Genomic DNA, 21,538 nt, shown 5'->3' with positions numbered 1-21,538 from the left:
TTCCATCCCACAAAATAATTTAAGCAACTACCTTGTCCCACAGCGAAAGTGAACCAAATTTAAACTAGTTACTTCATATATCAAAACGACTATTACTTTTAAAATAACCGGTAATGTTACCGTAAATCATTACCGGTTATTTGTTAGCCAATCTCATTTCATTTACTATTCATTGTCTGATTGCATTATTTACTCTAGAAGTTTGCCCACTTATTTTTTTGGTTCTAAGCCAATAGAGCGTAAGATTTTATCTAATGTCACTGGACCTACATTTTCTTTCGGTTTTTGATTTTCTTTAGCATCTGGACTCTTTTTCAAGAAGTTTTTCTCAATAAAACGAATATCTGTTTCATCTACAACACCATCTTGATTTATATCTCCATCTTTTACAGATACTTTTCCTTTTCCATACGATAAAGCTGCTATTCTAGCATCTTGAATGTCTACCATTTTATCTCCATTTACATCACCTGCAAGGTTATCATCCATGTCAACTCTAAAGTTTTGTCCCACTAATTCACCGTCTTGCACCTTCCCTATTTTTGTTGTTAATTTACTATTTAAATGACCTGGCATTTCTACGAAAATATCATATTCTTTATCGCTTACTGGGACACTATGAATTTCAAATTGCCCGTTATCACCAATCGTTCCTGTATATTTCTTTCCATCCTTGCCAACTGCGTACACTTTTGCTCCTAGTTTTGTATAGTCTTTCTTACCTAAATACCCCTCTTCATTCAAGAACGCTTCCGGGCCAATATACCCTGTAATCGTTGAATGTTTCGAAACAATAGCAAAAGATTTATCTTTAAACGCAGGAATCTCAATGCCTTCTGATGCAACAGCTTTTGTATAAGAGAACTTCTCTACTCCAAATGCAGTTAAATCATTAAAGTATTCATCGTTCGTCATCTCGAATGTAACATCTAAAAATGGTGTATCTCCATCTAATCCTTTAAATTCTTTTCCTTCTAATGATGCCCCAACTTTCACCTTGTTTTCCCAAGCTCCTTCTTCACTTATCTTCGGATCTTCTAATTTAAGGTTCAGTCCATGTTGTTTTACATATTCCGTAAGTGCTGGATTTGGTTTCACATCTGTAAATTTAAAGAGCTGCTTGTAATAAGGAATTTCAAATGTACCTGACATAAGCTGTTTTACATTATTAAGATTCAAAGTTAATGTAATTTTCTCTCCTAATTTGATTTTATCTTTGTCATAACTTGGAACAGCGTATTCTGTCTCTTCCTTTACAAAGACGTAATCTTTATATCCAGTTGCCATATTCCCTGCAGTTGCAAGATCATATCCAAATAATTTTAAATTTAACGGCTCGTTTATTTCCTCTGGAAGTACTCCAAATTTAAAATCACCATTTGCTTCAATTGTATTCAGCCAACCTGATGGAAAGGCTGAGTTTTGATAATATACAATTTGGTTCGCTTTTTGATCATACTGCAAGCCTTTTGCCTTCAATGCATCTACTGTAGAATCATAAATATTACCATGCACCCATAATGCACGTTGGCCGTCTTCTTCTTTAAACATAGAATCATTGACTTCATGTATACCAGGTTGTACATCCTTAAATTTCATTTCCGGTATAACATTATCAATGATAATGCTATCGCCTTTTGTATACGATTTTCCTTCTTTATCATATCCAACGAAGTTCAATTCGTAATCTCCATCAGGCAACATAACAGGTTTATCCCCAATTGGATGAACTGGATCTCCTGTGAATGGAAGTACATACCCTCCCATACCAGAAAACATCATATATTCAATATTCGGTGTTAGACTACTTGCATTAAGTGTACCAACGACTCCTAATGCCTTTCCTGTCTTTCGGTCCTTCACAACTGCATCAATAGTTTCAAGAGGACTATTTAGTTTAAATGTCAAAGGCGAACTTGGTCTCTCCATAAACGGATGGAATTTAGATGCATCTGTTGCCATTGCATCTCTCAGTAAATCTACAGACGCAATCCCTTTTTCTGTGAATTTAACTGCAAATGGTACTTGATATACTTCTTTTTCATTGTTTTTATTTGAAATATGAATATAGCCCTCATATCTACCAAATTCAGCGTTTTCTGGAATGATAATTTCAGGGCTAATTTCCTCTGATGTACTAGGAGCTACTTTAATAGAATCTGGTACATTTAGCTTCACACCATTCTTCGCTGCATCTTGCACACCTACACTTGTAGATGAAAACTCTACTTCTAATTTAAACTCTTTTCCATCAGTTTTACTGCTGTTCTTAATTAAGACTTTTCGACTATCTTTAATAGGCCCATTTTCAATTTGATTTTTATACCCAAACGCAATAGAACCTGTTTTTTCTTCAATTTCTACTTCTTCATCATCTACAACGTTTGATGTTTTATCGATAACCTCGATAGATGTATCTGCATGAACTGCACGATATGCATCAATTCGTCCAGAGCCCACCTCAAATACAGAACGCTCTTCTTTTAGGTCAACTGCGGTATTCATAAGTGCTTCTTTTACTTCAAATGGACTATAGTTTGGATGTTCTTGTAAAATAAGTGCCGCTACCCCTGCAGTATGAGGAGTTGCCATAGATGTACCTGACATACGTCCATACGCTACCGGATAATTTTCTCCATCTTTTGGATCATTAATATATTCAGGAACAGTTGAGAAAATAGACACACCTGGTGCTACAATATCTGGCTTAATATCATCTGTTTTAGTTGCAGGACCACGGGAGCTGAAATCAGCCAAGTGATCTCCCTCTGTTTTTATATTACTAAGTTCTCCAAATGCTAACGACACATCTCCTTGTACAGCTTTTGCTTGCAATTTCTCACCATCTACTTTTGTTAAGCGGAACGATGGAATAGATGAAGTACTTTCCCCAAGATAACTTGTAATTTCCCCATCTACATTGTTGTATACAATTACCGCCTTTGCGCCTGCTTCCTTAGCATTTTTAATTTTTTCATCAAATGTAATCTCACCACGTTGGATAAGAGCTAACTTCCCTTTTACATCTTTCCCTGTAAAATCACCTGATTTCCCAAGCCCTGCATATACAACCGATAAGGATTGTCCTTTCAAATCTTCAATCTTATCAGTAAAGCTTTTTCCAAGTAGCATCATCTTATCTACATGTACATCACCTGCATCGGCGGAAAACGTTGGAATATTCACTGCAGCGTCACTGGCTCCAACTGTAATTGGAAGTGCTGCTGCACTAGGTGATCCTATAGTACCTTCTTCCGGACCACTATTACCAGCTGCTACTACTGTAACAACACCTGCTAACATCGCATTGTTCACTGCAACAGAAGTAGGATATAAAGGATCATTAATAGACGCTCCTAGTGATAAATTGATAACATCCATATCGTCTTTCACTGCTTTATCAATCGCAGCAAGAATACCGCTTGTTTGTCCACTTCCATATGGACCTAATACGCGATATGAATATAAGTCTACATCTGGAGCAACGCCCTTCACTGCATAATCCACACTATTCTGTTTGTCTGCAGCAATTGTCCCAGCTACATGCGTACCGTGGGATGTATAATATGCACTTCCCTCATAAATCTCAGGATATCCTCCAGAATTTTGCCAATCCTTATACGTTGTCTCCATTGGATCAGCATCATTATTAACAAAGTCCCATCCTTTTATTGAGTTCGGATCTATTTTAGTTGGATCTTCACCTTGTTTTGCACGATACCCTTTATATGCACCTTTCAAATCCGGGTGGTTGTAATCAATACCTGTGTCTAGTACACCTACCTTAATTCCTTTTCCTGTTATTTTTTCATCATGTAGCTTGTCTACACCAATTTGTGGTACACTATCTGCCATTTTTGGTTCAACAGCAGTCTTAGCTGTTTCTTTCGGCAAATCAATTTTAACCTCATGATCTTCCCATACGCGCTTAACGATACCGGTACGAACTAAGTCTTCGATTATATTTGCTGGTAAAGAAATCGCTACACCATTAAAAGCATTCTTATATTCTCTTGTTATCTTTGCAGATTTTACATTTGTCCCTTTCTCTTTATTCTTTTGAAGCTGTTCAAGCTCTGCTTTAAACCCTTTATGTGATGCCTCTACCTTTTGTTCCGCATTTGAAAGAGCTATCTTTTTCCCTTTAGCCGCTTGTTTTAATACCTCAATTTTGCTAGGCGCTTGCTTAAATTCTATAATCACATTTACATTATTAGGACTTGCTGTATTGATACCTGGCGAAATAACAAAACCTGGTTTTGTATCTAACGTTTTTAAGGCATTACGTTGTTCCTTTGTAAGGCCTTTTAAGATAGCATCTGCATCATCAATTCCAGTTAAAGTAGATGTATTTACCTCTTCCGCTAATACGTTATATGGAATCCCTTGAGACAATAACATTCCAACTGTTAACGTTCCAATAAGAACCTTTCCAAATTTCCCTCGTTTCATATTGCATCTCCCCATTATTAATATTATTTTTTGAAACAAATTGATTCTTAAATTCCCATGTAGCATCGGAAACTCTATCAATCTCAATCTTTTGTATCATGAAAGATTTCCAACGCCACTACCATCCCCATACCTCATATAGCTAACCACTCACTTTACTCTTTTTATAAGAGCCCCCCATCATTTATTTCCAACAAAAGATTTTCATAAAATGAATTATTAACAATATTAAAATGTAATTCTATTTTTATTATTTCACATTTTGATTATTCTGAAAATTAAACAAAAGGAGTATCTTTTCTCTAAGGATTCTATGCCTACATAGTACAAAAGAACTATCTTGTCCTTTATTCTTTGTGATACAGAATAAATCGACACGATAGTTCTTTGATAGATTTCTTATTTAATCTAGCGGAACCAATTGATTTCGAACTGCATAAATCACTGCTTGCGATCGACTTTTCACATTTAGTTTTTTAAAAATTTTATTGATGTGTATTTTAACTGTTTTATCACTAATATATAAAACTTCAGCAATTTCTTTATTACTAAGTCCTTTTACTAGTTCAAAGAGAATTTCCTTTTCACGTTCCGTCAGTTCATTTTCATTTGATTCTACTTTCATTTTTTGCTGATGATATGTAATTAATTTTTTAGTCATACGCGGATGAATAACTGAATCACCTCGATATAACATTCGAATTGCTGCTACTACCTGCTCTGATGAGGAATCCTTCAATAAATAACCATCAGCACCGGCCTGAAGTGCATCCATTAAATACTCATCATGTTCATACATTGTAAACACAAGTACTCGGCAACTCGGATAAATTTTTTTCACTAACTCTGTAGCTTCAATCCCATTTTTCCCTGGCAGGTTAATATCCATCAAAATACAATCTGGTCCGCATTCTTCTACTTTTCCCAATACTTCATCCCCAGAGCTAGCTTCTCCAACCACTTTCATATCAGATTCATCTTCTAGTATGCTCCGAATTGCATCCCGTAAAAAAGCATGATCATCTACTACTAATATTTTAATCATTTTACGCACCCCTTGTTTGTGAATCTGGAATTAACAGTGTAATTTCTGTCCCCTTTCCTATAGAACTATCAATCTGTAAAGTAGCCCCTAATTGGTCAGCTTGTTCATTCATATGTAATATACCATAATGTGGCTCATTCTTTGTTTTAACCATGGACTCAAATAGTGAAAATCCAACTCCATTATCCTTAACCCTTAAAAGAACGTGTTCACTTTGATAACTGAGTAAAACATCAGCCTTTTTTGCTTGTGCATGTTTTACAATGTTTTGCAAACTCTCTTGTAATGTATCAAATATAACTCTTTCTTTTGAAAAACTAAGCGCACGTGCATGACCTCTTTCATGATAGGTAATGTCTAGTTCATATTCTCGTTTTAAAGATTTTATTTTACTTGCTATTGCCTGCTTAAGGCCTAATTGTTGTGTCGGATATGGTTTTAAAGCATAAATAGAATAGCGAACTTCTCCTAGACTTCCTCTTAAATCTTTTATGCTTTTCTCAACTACTTGCTGCATATCTTTTGGTTTATCATGGTATTTTTTCCGTGCGGATTCTAGTTGGAATATTACCCCCGCTAATGTTTGCGCAATACCATCGTGAATTTCACGGGCAATTCTATTTCTTTCTTCTAAAATCATTCTTTTTTTCTGTTCAGAAATCAATATCCTTGTTTTAACAACGTTAGCTAATTGGTTAGAAAATGTAGCTAACGACTGTACATCTTCTGGAAAGAAACCCGCATTTCTACTTTTCCCTGCAACAAACATTCCGACTAATTCATCATTTACTATAAGAGGAAAATATACAAGTGAGCGTATAACACTATCAAATATTTCATCTCCAGGAGCCGTACCAATTTTCCAATCATTAAATACAAGATTTTTAGAAAGTTTCTCAAACGCCCTTAATATTTCTGAATCATCAGAAATATAAGAGCGCACTTTCCCATCTTTTAATAGAATACTCCAGTTCCCATCATCTTTTGTCCATATTACATATGCTTGTATGCCAAAAAAACCTTTAAGTGCTTGTTTAATATGTTTCAAATTTCCTCCAGTTAATCCTCGACTAATTTCGGTCGTAATAAGAAATAACTCATATAATCGTTCCTTCTCCATCCTTATCCGTACAGAAAAAGAACTAATAACTGAAGCTGCTACAAGTGGAAAAAAGAAAAACAGTACTGTAATCTCGTTTATTTCCACACTATATATACTAATTAATACATGCATCAGGGCCGCATAAGAGAAACCAAAAGTTTCGCAAAGAAATACCGTTACAGTTTTTTTATACCACTGATATATTGAATATGGCTGTGGAAGAAGTATCATCAACAAATCGTAAAAACGATTGTTGAAAAAACAAAAAAACACGCAAAATAATAACAAAGATATTAAATTTTCATATAGAACTGACATAACTATCTTATTAAGTAATAAGGACATACATTTGTTTGAAAACCATTCGGCCAAAATCAAACTAAGTGCATGCTGAGTACTATTAAATAACATTCTTTGTATCGGTGAACGACGATGCAGGTGAATAATTAGCGTTACGAGTACAATAGCAGTAATAGTTATATGGATTCCAAACTGCCAACTCATAGCATAGATTATCGGAAAAGTAAGCGAGCTAGTTCCTCTCCAAAATCTTACAGGAAAATACTCTGCAATCCCCATAAATAGTAACAACATTATTAGTATTGTTGAATGAGAAGGGATTTTAATTTCAAGTAAAGATATAGTTATAGTAACCAAACCAAGAAAAGAAATAAAATAAAGATAAGAACTAGCAATCTTTTCTCTCATAAAGATAGAATTTACATCCTTCAAAACAACCCCTTCTTTCTTTATAAAAACTTCATTTTCCCTATTATCCAATAAAAAACCGGCACTGGCAAAATGGAAGAACATCCACTAGCCAATCACCGGCTGTGTACTGTACCTAAAAAGGCAAGACACAATACTAGTATTATAAATCGCTTTTCTTAAATTTCCTATTCATCAAATGATGTAATTATGCATCCCGCTAGATTTACTCTCCTATAGTACAAAAGATATATATTAATATCGCAAATATATACGTTCTTTCCATTTCCCTACTTTTCTAAAAAATCCAAGCATAATTTTCTCACAAAAAACAAAAATTAACAGAAGTAATTTCAATGTAAAGGAGATGGAAAGTATGACCGAACAGAAGCACTCACAACAAGATAATAACAAAAAGCATATGTTTCCATCACTTCCGGAAAATATTAATTACATTGAAAATAAGCTATGTCACTCAGATGATATAAAAAAATTAGATGTCCCATTTCAAAACGGAAAAGGAATAATCATATATATCGAATCTTTAGCAGACCCAAATCTAATTCATCAATTAGCTCTTGAGCCATTATTAACGCGATCGGATTTATCTTTAGATAAAGCTTTTTCTACATTAAATATGAAAAAAGAAACGAATTTAAATTATGGTGTGCAGCTTTTATTACAAGGTAAATCTTTATATTTTCATGAACATGTCGAAAGCTTTTGCATTTTTGAAACGGCTCTATCTTTAAAAAGAGATATAACAGAGCCTGATAATGAAGGTATTGTACGTGGACCGCATACTGGTTTTGTAGAAGATTTAGCAACGAATTTAGCCTCTATTCGTAAACTCATTAAGAGTCCAAATGTAGTTGTTAAATATTTCACACTCGGTGAAGAAATGCACACGAAAGTAGCTATTGCTTATATGCAAAACATAGCGAATGACGATTTAGTTACAGAAGTAAAAAGAAGGTTAGAAACGATTAAGACAGATGCACTTATGCCTCCAGGATATATACAAGAATTTATAGAGGATACATCTTTCTCACCATTTCCGCAGCAATTAAATACAGAGCGTCCAGATAGAGTCGCAGCAAATTTAATGGAAGGACGAGTTGCTATTTTATCTGATGGAGATCCCACAGCGCTTATCGTTCCTGTTACGTTATTTGCTTTCTATCAATCACCAGACGATTATAATAACCGCTGGATTGTCGGTTCTTTCGTCCGAATGATTCGCTTAGTGAGTTTCTTGATTGCTTTTCTCTTACCAGCTATATATATCGCAACCGTAGCCTTTCATCCTGATGTATTGCCGCTCGAACTTGTGTATACAATTAAAGCTTCATTAGAGAAAGTACCACTTCCTCCTATTTTTGAAGCTCTCTTAATGGAATTAATCTTTGAATTATTACGGGAAGCTGGTATTCGCTTACCAAGCCGAGTTGGACAAACAATCGGTATTGTAGGTGGTTTAGTAATTGGTGATGCAATTGTAAAAGCTGGACTTGTTTCTTATACGATGATTATTGTTGTAGCTTTAACTGCCATCTCATCTTTTCTCGTTCCATCAAACGATATGAGTTCAGCAGTTCGAATTCTTCGTTTTCCATTAATGATTCTTGCTGCTATATTCGGATACGTCGGAATATCATTCGGTCTAATTATAACTTTCGTTCATTTATGTCAATTACATTCATTTCATACGCCATATCTTTCTCCTGTTGCCCCGATGCGGATAAAAGATATGAAAGATTCTTTCGTAAGACTTCCAATTTGGTCGTTTTGGGAACGACCACATGATCCAAAACCGAAAAAAATGCAACGACAACATGTAACGAGAGAGGATGAGGACGGTGACAAACACGCAAAGTAAAATTTCGCTCGTTCAATTTACCTTTTTCGTTATTCAATGCCAAATCGGAGTTGGTATCCTTTCTCTACCTAACCGTCTTCACCCAATAGCAAAAGGAGGTGGATGGATTTCCGCTCTCGTCGCTGGGCTTGCAATTCAACTTATTATTTTACTTATGTGGCTTTTCTTAAAGCGATTTCCTGATGCAGATATGTATGAAAGCGTTTGTATGCTATTTGGTAATAAGTTTGGAAAACTATTAGGTTTTGCTTATGTTTTTTATTTTACGCTTATTGGTATGACGGTTATGTTGAATGCTTGTAATGTCATTAAAGTATGGATATTACAAGCTACTCCTTGGTCTGCCATTCTCATGCTATTTACAATAGCTTGTTGTTATGTAGCTTATAACACTTTTAAAGTCATCGTACGATTTTATGTCATGGCCTCTATCCTCATTATTCCAATGGCCCTTTTAATTGCCCTAGGGCTTTCCCGAGCTGATTTCTCTTATATTTTTCCCATTACAGAAGCCGGCTGGTGGAATATAATTCAAGCATCCAAGGAAACAATTACAGCCATGTATGGTTTTGAAATCATTCTTATCGCTTTTCCAAAAGTAAATGGCAGTTCTGTCGCAAAACTGAAGGCCATTTCTATCGCTAATGGATTTGTAACACTTTTTTATACTTTTACTGTTTGGATTTGCTTTATCGTATTTAGTCCAAAACAAATTGAGCTTATTCCAGAACCAGTTGCTTACTTATTACGCTCCTTACATATCGGGATTATAGACCGGACTGATTTACTATTTATACCAATATGGATGATAACAGTTGTGGCTTCTATTGCTAGTTATTATTGCGCTGCTTCAATCGGAGTTGGGCATATATTCAATCTTGCTAATCATAAAAAAGCTGTTCCAATCATTGGTATTATTGCTTTTAGTGTAGCCTTATTTATAGATACACCTGAAGAATTAAAAGTAATCTCAACTTTCACCGATAAGTTCACCTATATTTTCATAGTTGTCCTTCCTCTTTTATTTCTACTTTATTCTGTGATACGAAATAAGAAAGGAGAACAGTATGTTCAAAAAAAGAGTTAAATTACTTTTTGTATTATGTACTAGTTCCCTCCTTTCTGGATGCTGGGATCAAGAACCATTAAGGGAGGCAAGGTTAGCTTATAGTATTGGATCTGATATTACGGAAGAGAATCAACTCCAGCAAACAATCGAGCTCGTAAAAAGTTCAAGCGGAGAGCAATCTTCATTCGAAAATGAAATACATTCAGCAACGGGGCATAACATAAGGGATACAAGCGATGCCCTAAAAAAAAATGTTACTGGGAATATTCGCTATTTTAAATATGGTGTTCAATTACTAGGAACCAAAATTCTAAAAAAAGGTATATTACCTTATTTAGATGTCAGCTTTCGGGACCCAACAAACCCAACTGCTTTAGTAAAACTTATTGCAGTAGACGGTGAAACATCCGAGGTACTAGAAAAAAAGAAAGTAGGAAATTTACTAATTGGAGATTTTCTAAAGAAAAAAGTGAAAAGCTTAGAAGATATGAGTGTATTTCCAAAAGAAACTTTAGAGACAGCTGCTACAAAAATGTTAGATCCCGGTAAAGACTTTACCCTCCCTTCTATAAAAATAAAAGGAAAAGAAGTAATTACAAACGGTCTAGCTTTATTTAACAATGATAAATTAACTGGGCATTTACCTTTGAAACAATCTGTTTTATTCGTATTATTAACCGGAAAAATGGGAACAAGTGCCCGTATAACCCAGAAGCTTACTAGCGATGAATCAGAGAAAACATCTGATTATTTAACAATGGAAATTAGCAACCGAAAGTTAAAACGAGACTTAAAAATAACAACAGATAAAAAAGGAAATGTTTATGCTCACATTAAGCTCCAACTAAAAGTTATAGCGCTTGAAGCTCCGAGAGATAATCTTTACAAAATGGATGAAAGAAAAAAACTAAATAAAGAATTGTCTAAACAACTTACGAAAGAAGCTAAAAAGATAACGAAAAAGTTACAAAAAGCAAACTGTGATGCTTTCGGTATCGGCAGACACCTTATCGCCTACCACCCTGACTTATGGAAGAAGAAAAATTGGAATAAAGATTATGCAAAAGTAAAATTCAAACCTGAGGTAGAGGTAAACATTTTGTACAGTGGTGTCCTAAAATAAAAGGTTGTATGCCGCATGGGCATACAACCTTTTTATTTCGTATATCGATACACAATTGATTCATATGGTCTTAAGTTAAGTTTTGCAATATCCTTGCTAGCATCTTTATAATTCGACAGTAGTACTTCTTGTTTCATTCCATCTAATTGAACGTGCGCTGGTACAGAGTACGTTATTTCTTCTCCATAGAAGTTATTTATAACAAGTAGTACTTCACTTTCTGTAGTACGAGTATATGCCCAAATTTTAGGGTCATTTTTATCCAAAATAGCATATTCTCCTTCTGTAATTACATCATATATTTTTCTAAGTTCTATTAACTTTTTATAATGATAAAATACGGACTCTTTATCTTCTAATGCCTTCTCTACGTTTATTTCTTTAAAGTTTTCAGCCGCTGAAATCCAAGGTGTACTTGTTGTAAAACCACTGTTCATCTCTTCATTCCACTGCATCGGAGTGCGAGAGTTGTCACGAGATTTTTGCTTTAAAATCCCGATAATCTCTTCTTTTGATAGCCCTTCTTTTAGCTTTATATCGTATATATTTAACGATTCCACATCACGATATTTCTCGATGGACTCAAATTTAGGATTCGTCATACCGATTTCTTCCCCTTGATAAATATAAGGCGTTCCTTGCAGCATGTGCATGGCTGTCGCTAACATTTTTGCAGATTCGTTTCGGTACTTTCCATCATCACCAAAGCGTGACACGATGCGAGGCTGGTCATGATTACACCAAAATAACGCATTCCATCCTCCGCCCTTTTGCATTTCAATTTGCCAGCTAGACATAATCTCTTTTAATTTAATAAAATCAAAATCAGCCTTCGTCCACTTATCACCATTCGGATAATCTACTTTTAAATGATGGAAACTAAACGTCATACTTAATTCATTACGCTCAGGGTTTGAATATTTAATACAATTATCAATTGTCGTAGATGACATTTCTCCAACTGTAATTACATCTTTTCCTGCAAAAACATTTCGGTTCATCTCTTGTAAATATTCATGAACACGCGGACCATCTGTATAATACTTGCGTCCATCACTTGTCGCAGTACTACCTTCATCGTTTAAGAAACATTGGTCTTTTGAAATTAAGTTAATGACATCTAATCGGAATCCTGTTACTCCTTTATCCAGCCAAAAACGCATCATATCATATACTTCTTCACGAAGTTTTTCATTTTCCCAATTTAAATCAGCTTGTGTTTCATCAAATAAATGTAAATAATATTGCTCCGTCTTCTCATCATATTTCCAAGCAGATCCACCAAACTTAGACTGCCAATTATTTTTTTCATCACGCCAAATATAGTAATTACGATATGGACTATTTTTATCTTCCTTCGCTTCTTTAAACCACTTATGTTCAGTCGAACTATGATTTACAACAATATCAAGCATAATCTCAATGTTACGTACTTTCGCTTCTGCTAAAAGTTCTTCAAACTCTTCCATCGTTCCGTAAGATGGATCAATGCTGTAGTAATCACTTACATCATATCCATTATCATTTTGTGGTGATTGGTATATCGGTGTTAACCATATATAATCCACTCCGAGTTCTTTTAAATAATCTAGTTTCTCTGTAACACCTTTTATATCCCCGGTTTCTCTATTATAATAACTATTAAAGCTCTTCGGATAAATTTGATAGACTACACTTTTATGCCAATCCTTCATGTTTAACTTCCTCCTACTTCTGTTTGACTCTTTTTGCAAATAACCATGTTAAAGTAAACGGGATTACAACTGCAATAATCATTCCTACAATAAACATTGGAATCGATTTCGGAATGATAGAAATAAATGCTGGCAATCCGCCAATTCCGATAGCAGGCGCTAATACACCATTTAATGTAATGAATATCGCTGCCACAGCAGATCCTATAATCGCTGCATAGAACGGGAACTTATTTCGTAAATTCACCCCAAACATCGCTGGTTCTGTAATACCGAAGTATGCTGAAATGGCTGATGTTGATGCCATACTTTTATCATTTTGATTTTTAGAAATCCAGAACATCGCAAGTGCCGCACTACCTTGCGCAATGTTAGAAAGAGCGATCATCGGCCAAATAAATGTCCCGCCATGTTGTGCAATCAATTGTAAATCAATTGCAATAAACATATGATGCATACCTGTAATTACAAGCGGTGCATATAACGCTCCAAATAATACTGCTCCAACTACTGGTACTGTTTCATATACACCTACTAATCCTACTGTTAATAAATCTCCAATATGACGTGTAACCGGACCGATAATTCCTAGTGCTAACACACCTGTCACAACGATTGTTGTAATTGGTACAACTAATAATTGAATTGCATTTGGTACATGTTTCTTTAAGAAAATTTCCACTTTACTTAATACAAATGCTGCTACTAAAACAGGTAAAATTTGTCCTTGATATCCTACCTTCTCAATTTGGAATAGTCCTAAAATATTGAAGTACTCAATCTTTTGACCCTCTAAACCAGTCGCTGCTTTTCCATAGTCCCAAGCGTTTAATAAGGCCGGGTGCACAAGCATTAATCCCATAACAATCCCTAGTATTGGACTACCACCAAAACGCTTCGTTGCTGACCAACCGACAAGTGCTGGTAAGAATACGAATGCTGTATTGGCCATCATATTAATTAAATCCCAAAGCCCGCCTAAGTTCGGATAAACATCTAATAAATTTTTCCCATCAAAAAATAAGTCCTTTGCGCCTAATAGATTGTTAATACCCATTAGTAAACCAGCTGTTACGATCGCTGGTAATATCGGCATAAATACATCCGAAAATATTTTCACAAACTTTTGAGCTGGATTTAACTTCTGATTTCCAGAGTCTTTTACGTCCGCTACAGTCGATTCTTTCATACCTGCAAGCGTTATCAATTCAGCGTAAACACGATCTACATCCCCTGGACCAATTACAATTTGAAATATACCAGCGTTATGAAACGCTCCTTTCACTAATGAAACAGACTGTAATTTATCATTATCTATTTTACTTTCATCTTTTAAAGCGATACGGAGCCTCGTCACACAATGTGCAGCTTGTTCAATATTGTCTTTCCCACCAATATACTGCAACACTTCCTCTGCTGTTTTACGATAGTCTTTCCCCATATTCCCGTCCCTCTTTTCTTTTTTTGATACCGTTTACAATTACATATTAACTCGTATATATAAGTTAGTCAACACTCGTATATACGAGTTTGTGTTTTTTTTATAAAAAAAAGAGATGAAACAATATTTTGTTCCACCTCTTTACTTCCTGCGTGCCACATCCGAAAAGTGAAAAATATCTAAACGGTGGCGTGATTCTGTATATTCAAACTGACTTCCATCATACAAATGTGTAAAGTTTTTCACAACGACAACATAGTCTGTTCCATTTAAATCTAAATACTTTCTGTCATCCTCTGTACATGGCTGTACTTCTATTACCCTCTGCGAATAACTAATATGTAGCCCAAGCTCTTTCTCGATGTATTTATAAATCGATGCAGTTGCAATTTCTTTCGTTAATCCTGGAATAAACTCAGATACAAAATGATTTATATCTAAAATTACTTTTTCTCCATCAATATTTCGTACACGTTTAATATGGTCAATCTCTGTTTTTTCTTTTACATTTAATAATTTCGCAATTTCTTTTGTGGCTTTTTCTTTGTCCATTTCCACAACTTCCGTAATACAATGACGTCCCAAACGTTCATTTTCTTCTTGGAAACTTACAATACCGCCAAAATTAAATTCAATATTTTTTCGCTTTAAAACAAAAACACCTTTTCCATGAATTTTTTGCACATATCCACGCTCTTGCAGTAAATCTACAGCTTTTCTTACCGTGCCTCGGCTTGCCTCATACTGCTTCATTAATTCTGTTTCTGATGGGATTTTGCATCCCTCTTTTAATTGTTTATTATCAATAGATTTACTGATTTCTGTATAAATTTGTTCATACTTACTCATCATCTACAATAGCCCCTTGTCACCTTCTAATTCTATATGTATTATAACATGCTTCACTCTTCTGCCAATCTCTCACTTATTTTCCAGTACAAGAAAAATATAGGTAAATATTTAATCTTTAAAACGTATTTTTATAAAAATTTTTATATTTTTCTTTTCATTCAAAAAAACATGTAGTATACTAACTTCAAAATCAGAGGAGAAAGGGAGCAAAGAACTATGCTTACTTATACAACAACTGTAGTTACATTTGCACAAAAACATCATCATCATACGTAACCCTTGAAACCTAGCGGAAAAATTACGCGTAGGTACAAGGGTTATTCCCGTTGTACCTACGCTTTGGCGAAAGAGCCATGTAGGTATTTTTTTATCTACATGGCTCTTTTTTTATTGTCAAAAAGCTAGTAAAAAATGATGTTTAAGCAAAACTTACTACAAAGGAGTTAACAAAAATGGAAACGAAAAAATGGGGATTATGGGTTTTAACAGCATTTGTTATCGGGAATATGGTTGGCGGTGGCGTATTTATGCTTCCAGCAAATTTAGCACAAGTATCAGGGCCAATGGGTTCTACACTCGCATGGAGTATTACAGGCCTTGGCGTATTTATGATTGCACTTGTATTTGGAAATTTAGCGATTCGGAAACCAGAATTAAAAGCTGGACCACAAAGCTATGCTCAAGCGATGTTTCCTTCAAAAAAAGCTGGTAAAGTTGCAGGATATAGTATGGCATGGGGATATTGGGCTGCTAACTGGGCTGCAACAGCATCTGTTATTATTTCCTTTGCTGGATATTTATCAACATTCTTTCCAGTTTTACAAAGTAAGCAAATTCTTTTTTCAATAAATGGATTTTCACTGGAACTCGGAAAAGGATTAACTTTCCTCGTATGTAGCCTTATGCTGTGGGGAATTCAATATATTCTTTCTCAAAATATTGATCGAGCTGGAAACATGAATCTACTTGCTACCATTGCAAAAATTATTGGATTTACAATGTTTATTGTAATTACATTATTCATTTTCAACGCCTCTAATTTCGGAGACGGTCAAACCTTTATGAATGAAGCAGGACAATCAATCTCATTAGGTGGACAAATCAATTCAGCTGCTATTGCAACACTCTGGGCATTTATCGGTATTGAATCAGCAGTTATGCTTTCTAATCGTGCAAAATCACAGCGCGATGTAAAAAAAGCTACGATTTTCGGATTAATTATCGCTCTTCTTATTTACATGTCAATTACTTTACTTACAATGGGAGCTCTTCCGCAAGATGCTTTAAAAGAGTCTCAAAAACCATTAGTAGACGCATTAAATTTAGCAATTGGAAATAAAGGTGCATATATAATGGCTTTACTCGCTCTTATATCTTTATTTGGATCTACAGTTGGCTGGATTGTTGTTAGTTCAGAGGTACCTTACCAGGCAGCAAAAAATGGACTTTTCCCTAAGTTTTTCGGGAAAACAAATAAAAAAGGTAGTCCTTCAAAATCATTATTGATTACAAATGTAATGACGCAAATTTTCTTATTTTCAACGATTTCTGGTACTGTTTCAGAAGCGTATAGTTTCGCTATCGTCGTAGCAACATTAGCCTATTTAATTCCATACCTTGTTTCTACCTTGTACCAATTAAAATTAGTTATTACAGGAGAAACGTATGATATACTGCCAGGATCTCGAGTAAAAGATGGAATCATTACGACATTAGCGTTGATATACTCCATTTGGGTTATCAAAACGGGAACTGCTGATTTAAAAACATTCTTCTTAGGAATTGGATTGTTCGTATTAGGTCTTATTCTTTATCCAGTACTAATGAAAGACTCACAAAAAACGGATTAAATAAAGAGAAGCTGCTGGCTTCTCTTTTTTATTAAAAATCTGTAATTAACTTTTCTTTTAGCTCTCCTACAGATAAAGGTTTCGCATAATAAAATCCCTGTACATAATCACAGCTCATTGATTGCAACAAGCTCTCTTGCTCTACTGTTTCTACTCCTTCAGCAACTACTGCTAAATTTAAACTATGAGCAATTTCAATAACGGATTTTACAATCGTTCGTTCTGGTTGTGCGTGATCATAATGAAATTCACGAATAAAATTACGATCAATTTTTACAATATCCAGTGGTAGTTGTTTTAAATAATATAAGGAAGAATAGCCAGTTCCGAAATCATCCAAAGCAATTAAAACACCCATATTTCTTAATTCTTGTAATGTAGCAATAATATAATCAAAATGGCGGACTGCAATACTTTCCGTTATTTCTAATATTAAACGGTTCGGAGGAAAACCAGTTCTCTTTAAAATGCTACGTACTGATAAAATAAAACGTTTCTGCATTAATTGTTGTATAGATAAATTCACAGATAACTTTAGTCCTTCTTGATAATTCGGCAATGTTTTAAACAAGCGACATGATTTTTCTAATACCCAGTCTCCTAGTTTTATAATAAGTCCAGACTCTTCAGCTACAGGGATAAATTCGCTTGGTGAAATAGGTCCGTCTTCTGTCATACAACGTACTAGAGCTTCTATACCAGAATATCTCTTCGTTTTCAAATCAATAATAGGCTGCAATGCTACATCTAACTCTTCATCACGAATTGCCTTTTGCAAAGCAAACTCAACTTTCATTCTACGATTTATTTTCGCGCGTAGCTCATCTGTAAAGAAACACGCAGCGTTTCTCCCCTGTTCTTTTGCACTATACATAGCTAAGTCAGAGTTTTTCAATAACGTTTCCACATCTTGTCCGTCTTGTGGATAAGAACAAAGTCCCAGACTAGCTGAAATGTATACTTCATGGCCTTCCAGCATAAATGGTGCCTGAAAACATGACAACACAGATGTCGCTAACTGACTCATATCATCTTGTCTATGATTTTTTGTTAACAGCACAAATTCGTCGCCACCTAGCCTAGCCAGAACATCTTTCTCTCCTAGTACATAATGCAACCTTGAAGCAACTTCACTTAAAAGTAAATCCCCTATCATATGACCTAATGTATCATTTACTAATTTAAAACGGTCCAAATCAAAGTAAATCATACCAAATTCTTTTTTATCTGCAATCAATTCGTTAACGGTCGTTATTAATTGTAAACGGTTAGGCAAACTCGTTAAAGCATCATGATAGGCAAGTTCCCTATAACGACTTTCACTTAGCCGCAATCTATGTTCCGCTTCTTTTCTACTACTAATATCATTTCGAATTGCGATAAACTGGTATGGCTCTCCTTTTTCATTTAAAAATGGAACAATTGTTGTTTTGACCCAATAATATGTACCATCTTTTGCTCGATTCCGAATCTCACCTGTCCATACTTTCCCATTCAAAATACGCTTCCATAAGTCTTGAAAAAAGTTTTTTGGATGATGTCCTGAATTTAAAATACGGTGATCTTTTCCAATTAATTCTTCTCTTTTGTATTTAGAGATTTCACAAAATTTATCATTTACATATGTAATAAGACCTTTTCGATCTGTAATTGCAACAATTGAAGACTCATCTAATGCTAACTTTAAATCTCGCAATGAAGAGTCATATAATGCATGACCTCTCTGTTCTAGCATGCGCATCTCTCCTTGCTTCTATCTGACTAAAACACAACCTGTTTCTCTTCATAGAAATAGAGATATTTCATTTTCTAATACTAGCCCATTACATAAATTATCTTTTTGAATAGACCGATTAAAATAACATAATATTATTTGTAATAAAAAGCAATATTATACCGTTCTAATTATAAATAGTAGCTTCTCATCTCCCTAATTATTTCGTACCTTATTATACTGCAATCCCTTTAAGTGGCTCTATGCAAGCCTTGTTTCCAACTAATACCACTCACATCTGATCTCTTTGTTTTTAATAACGAAATAGAAATTAGAACATACTACATAACTATTCACGAATAATAATATAAAACTCTACATCAATGTATACGTTTTTGAATTACAATAACAAAATATTAACATATTTTCACCTTAATTTTGGAAGTATTTTATAAATAAATACCGTATTAAACTAAAAAAGAGGATAGCCTCTTTTTTAGTTTAATACGAATATGGTATTTGCTGATAACCTGGGTATGGCATTGGATACGTTACAGGGTATGGCGACGGATAAGCTACTGGATATGGAGCCGGATAATACCCTCCACTTGTTGCACCTGTTAATGCACCAGCTGTCAGTCCGCCTAACACTCCTCCTGCAAAGCTTCCAGGGAAAAATCCGCCTCCCCATGAACTACCACCACCCCAGCCCCATCCGCCTCCGTGATGATGATGGTGATCATAGTGATTGTGTCCTCCATGGTGATGATGTCCACCGTTATGATTGTGCCCACCATGATTGTGTCCTCCATGATGATTTCGATAATACAATCCATTATTTTCTATATAATTCATGTTTCTCCGCTCCTTTTCGATTTTTTCATTTTCATATGCGTTAAGAGTGGGATAAAAAATGGGATAGTACACTGTATGTAGGACAAATGCGGAAAGTATAGGTGAAATGTCTATATTTTGTAAAAAAAGCAAAACACCTTATAATAAAGATGTCATATTACATCTTCTATTTAAGAAGTCTATATTGAAAAAAGATTAGGGGAATTATATAGAAATGAAGAAGCCTATCGTTCAATTACTATTAATATTTACAATTGTATCTATCGTTCTGTTCCTATTAAATACATCGTATATCTCGTTATATACATTTGTCGGTGCTCTATGGTCCATCACAATCGTAGGAATTTCATTCGTTATTTTTATAGAAAATAGATCTCCACAAAGTACATTAGCATGGTTTTTAGTATTAGCACTTCTTCCTATTATAGGTGTGCTATTATACGCTATTTTCGGGCGCAGCCGCTGGAGAAGAAAAAAACATCTCCATCGTTCAGAAGAACAAAGAAAATTATTCCGTGAAATATTAGAAGGAAGAAGACTAGAGTTATTACTCACAGTCCCACTAAATGAACGTTCCATACATTTAACAGAAGTCATACAAAAATTTGGAGGCGGTCCTGCTGCAGATAAAACAACTACAAAACTTTTAACAAACGGAGATCAAACATTTTCAGAAATTTTGCGAGCTATAGAGCAAGCAAAACATCATATACATATTCAATACTACATTTATAAATCTGATGAAATTGGTACAAAAGTTCGAGATGCTTTAATACAAAAAGCAAAAGATGGTGTTATTGTACGCTTCCTTTATGATGGCCTTGGAAGTAATACGTTAAGACGACGATTTTTGCACCCTATGAAAGAAGCTGGGATTGAAATTGTAGAATTTGACCCTATTTTTTCAGCTTGGTTACTTGAAACTGTCAATTATCGTAACCATCGAAAAATTGTTATTGTAGATGGCGAAATTGGTTTTACCGGAGGACTCAATGTCGGTGATGAATATCTTGGCCGTTCCAAGAAATTTCCTGTTTGGCGTGATAGTCATTTAAAAATAGAAGGAAAAGCATTATATAAATTACAAGCAATCTTTCTAGAAGACTGGCTCTATGCCTCTAGTGGTTTAAATACTTATTCCTGGGATCAATTCATGAATAGACAATACTTCCCAGGTAAAGAGATTTCAAATGCAGAAGGTGCTGTTCAAATCGTAGCAAGCGGACCAAGCTCCGATGATAAAAGTATTCGTAATACATTATTAGCTGTTATGGGCTCTGCAAAAAAATCCATTTGGATCGCTACACCCTACTTTATTCCAGATCAAGAAACTTTAACATTATTACGCTTAAGTGCAATTGCCGGAATAGATGTACGGATTTTATATCCAGGTAAAAGTGATAGCATCATTAGTGATCAAGCATCTCAATCCTATTTCACTCCGCTTTTAAAAGCTGGTGCTTCTATTTACAGTTATAAAGATGGTTTTATGCATGCAAAAATTGTACTCGTTGATGATACAATTGCAACTATTGGAACAGCGAACATGGATGTACGTAGCTTTGAATTGAATTACGAAATTATTAGTGTACTTTATGAATCAAAAACAGTTCACGATATTAAACGTGATTTTGAAGAAGATTTTAAACATTCAACTGAAATTAAATGGAACTCTTTCCAAAAAAGAAGTATAAAAAAACGCATATTGGAGTCTTTCATGAGGCTTATTTCTCCTTTACTGTAGGCAATCAACT

Annotated in this window: 13 protein-coding genes; 5 read left to right on the top strand and 8 right to left on the bottom strand. The window is 34.7% G+C overall.

The window, feature by feature from the left end; all coding sequences use genetic code 11:
* Positions 1-210: 210 nt before the first annotated feature.
* From MR107_RS07055 to MR107_RS07045, 3 genes are all read right to left on the bottom strand, one after another.
* Complete coding sequence (locus MR107_RS07055) at positions 211-4,452, bottom strand: S8 family serine peptidase (RefSeq protein WP_242292210.1); 4,242 nt, start codon at positions 4,450-4,452, stop codon at positions 211-213.
* Between the two features lie 403 nt (positions 4,453-4,855).
* Complete coding sequence (locus tag MR107_RS07050) at positions 4,856-5,497, bottom strand: response regulator (RefSeq protein ID WP_000590668.1); 642 nt, start codon at positions 5,495-5,497, stop codon at positions 4,856-4,858.
* Position 5,498: 1 nt separating this feature from the next.
* Positions 5,499-7,331 (bottom strand): GAF domain-containing sensor histidine kinase, encoded by a 1,833-nt coding sequence (locus MR107_RS07045; RefSeq protein ID WP_242292215.1) that lies wholly within the window; start codon positions 7,329-7,331, stop codon positions 5,499-5,501.
* A gap of 352 nt (positions 7,332-7,683) precedes the next feature.
* Here MR107_RS07045 and gerKA point away from each other — a divergent pair, with 352 nt between their 5' ends.
* Genes gerKA through gerKC form a run of 3 tightly spaced genes read left to right on the top strand, consistent with a single transcriptional unit; the run spans position 7,684 to position 11,378 of the window.
* Complete coding sequence (gene gerKA, locus MR107_RS07040) at positions 7,684-9,186, top strand: spore germination protein GerKA (RefSeq protein ID WP_242292209.1); 1,503 nt, start codon at positions 7,684-7,686, stop codon at positions 9,184-9,186.
* Complete coding sequence (locus tag MR107_RS07035) at positions 9,167-10,273, top strand: GerAB/ArcD/ProY family transporter (RefSeq protein ID WP_149178166.1); 1,107 nt, start codon at positions 9,167-9,169, stop codon at positions 10,271-10,273. Before gerKA ends, MR107_RS07035 begins: the two co-directional genes overlap by 20 nt.
* Positions 10,254-11,378, top strand: coding sequence for a spore germination protein GerKC (gene gerKC, locus MR107_RS07030; RefSeq protein WP_242292208.1), 1,125 nt, complete (start codon positions 10,254-10,256; stop codon positions 11,376-11,378). Before MR107_RS07035 ends, gerKC begins: the two co-directional genes overlap by 20 nt.
* Before the next feature lie 32 nt (positions 11,379-11,410).
* On the opposite strand, the gene treC is transcribed toward gerKC, so the two are convergent.
* From treC to treR, 3 genes are all read right to left on the bottom strand, one after another.
* Entirely contained in the window at positions 11,411-13,072 is a 1,662-nt protein-coding gene (gene treC / locus MR107_RS07025) for an alpha,alpha-phosphotrehalase (RefSeq protein ID WP_242292207.1), read from the bottom strand.
* A 13-nt stretch (positions 13,073-13,085) separates the two neighbouring features.
* Positions 13,086-14,513, bottom strand: coding sequence for a PTS system trehalose-specific EIIBC component (gene treP / locus MR107_RS07020; protein WP_000513935.1), 1,428 nt, complete (start codon positions 14,511-14,513; stop codon positions 13,086-13,088).
* 141 nt (positions 14,514-14,654) lie between these two features.
* Complete coding sequence (treR, locus tag MR107_RS07015) at positions 14,655-15,365, bottom strand: trehalose operon repressor (RefSeq protein WP_000987242.1); 711 nt, start codon at positions 15,363-15,365, stop codon at positions 14,655-14,657.
* 452 nt (positions 15,366-15,817) lie between these two features.
* On the opposite strand from treR, the gene MR107_RS07010 reads away from it, so the two are divergent.
* Positions 15,818-17,215, top strand: coding sequence for an amino acid permease (locus MR107_RS07010; RefSeq protein WP_000448447.1), 1,398 nt, complete (start codon positions 15,818-15,820; stop codon positions 17,213-17,215).
* Between the two features lie 31 nt (positions 17,216-17,246).
* On the opposite strand, the gene MR107_RS07005 is transcribed toward MR107_RS07010, so the two are convergent.
* The gene (locus tag MR107_RS07005) at positions 17,247-18,950 is read right to left on the bottom strand and encodes a putative bifunctional diguanylate cyclase/phosphodiesterase (RefSeq protein WP_063225515.1); all 1,704 of its coding nucleotides are present in this window, start codon (positions 18,948-18,950) and stop codon (positions 17,247-17,249) included.
* 480 nt (positions 18,951-19,430) lie between these two features.
* Complete coding sequence (locus tag MR107_RS07000; RefSeq protein ID WP_001106379.1) at positions 19,431-19,784, bottom strand: hypothetical protein; 354 nt, start codon at positions 19,782-19,784, stop codon at positions 19,431-19,433.
* Positions 19,785-19,998: 214 nt separating this feature from the next.
* Between MR107_RS07000 and MR107_RS06995 the strand changes: the two genes are divergently transcribed.
* Positions 19,999-21,528: a cardiolipin synthase gene (locus tag MR107_RS06995; protein WP_000743025.1), complete on the top strand. Its 1,530-nt coding sequence runs from the start codon at positions 19,999-20,001 to the stop codon at positions 21,526-21,528.
* Positions 21,529-21,538: the final 10 nt, after the last annotated feature.

Origin of the sequence: Bacillus cereus group sp. BfR-BA-01441 (genome assembly GCF_022663075.1) — a bacterium.
GTDB lineage: Bacteria > Bacillota > Bacilli > Bacillales > Bacillaceae_G > Bacillus_A > Bacillus_A cereus.
Note: the sequence above shows the minus strand (reverse complement) of the source record. Positions and strands in the feature narration are given on the sequence as shown.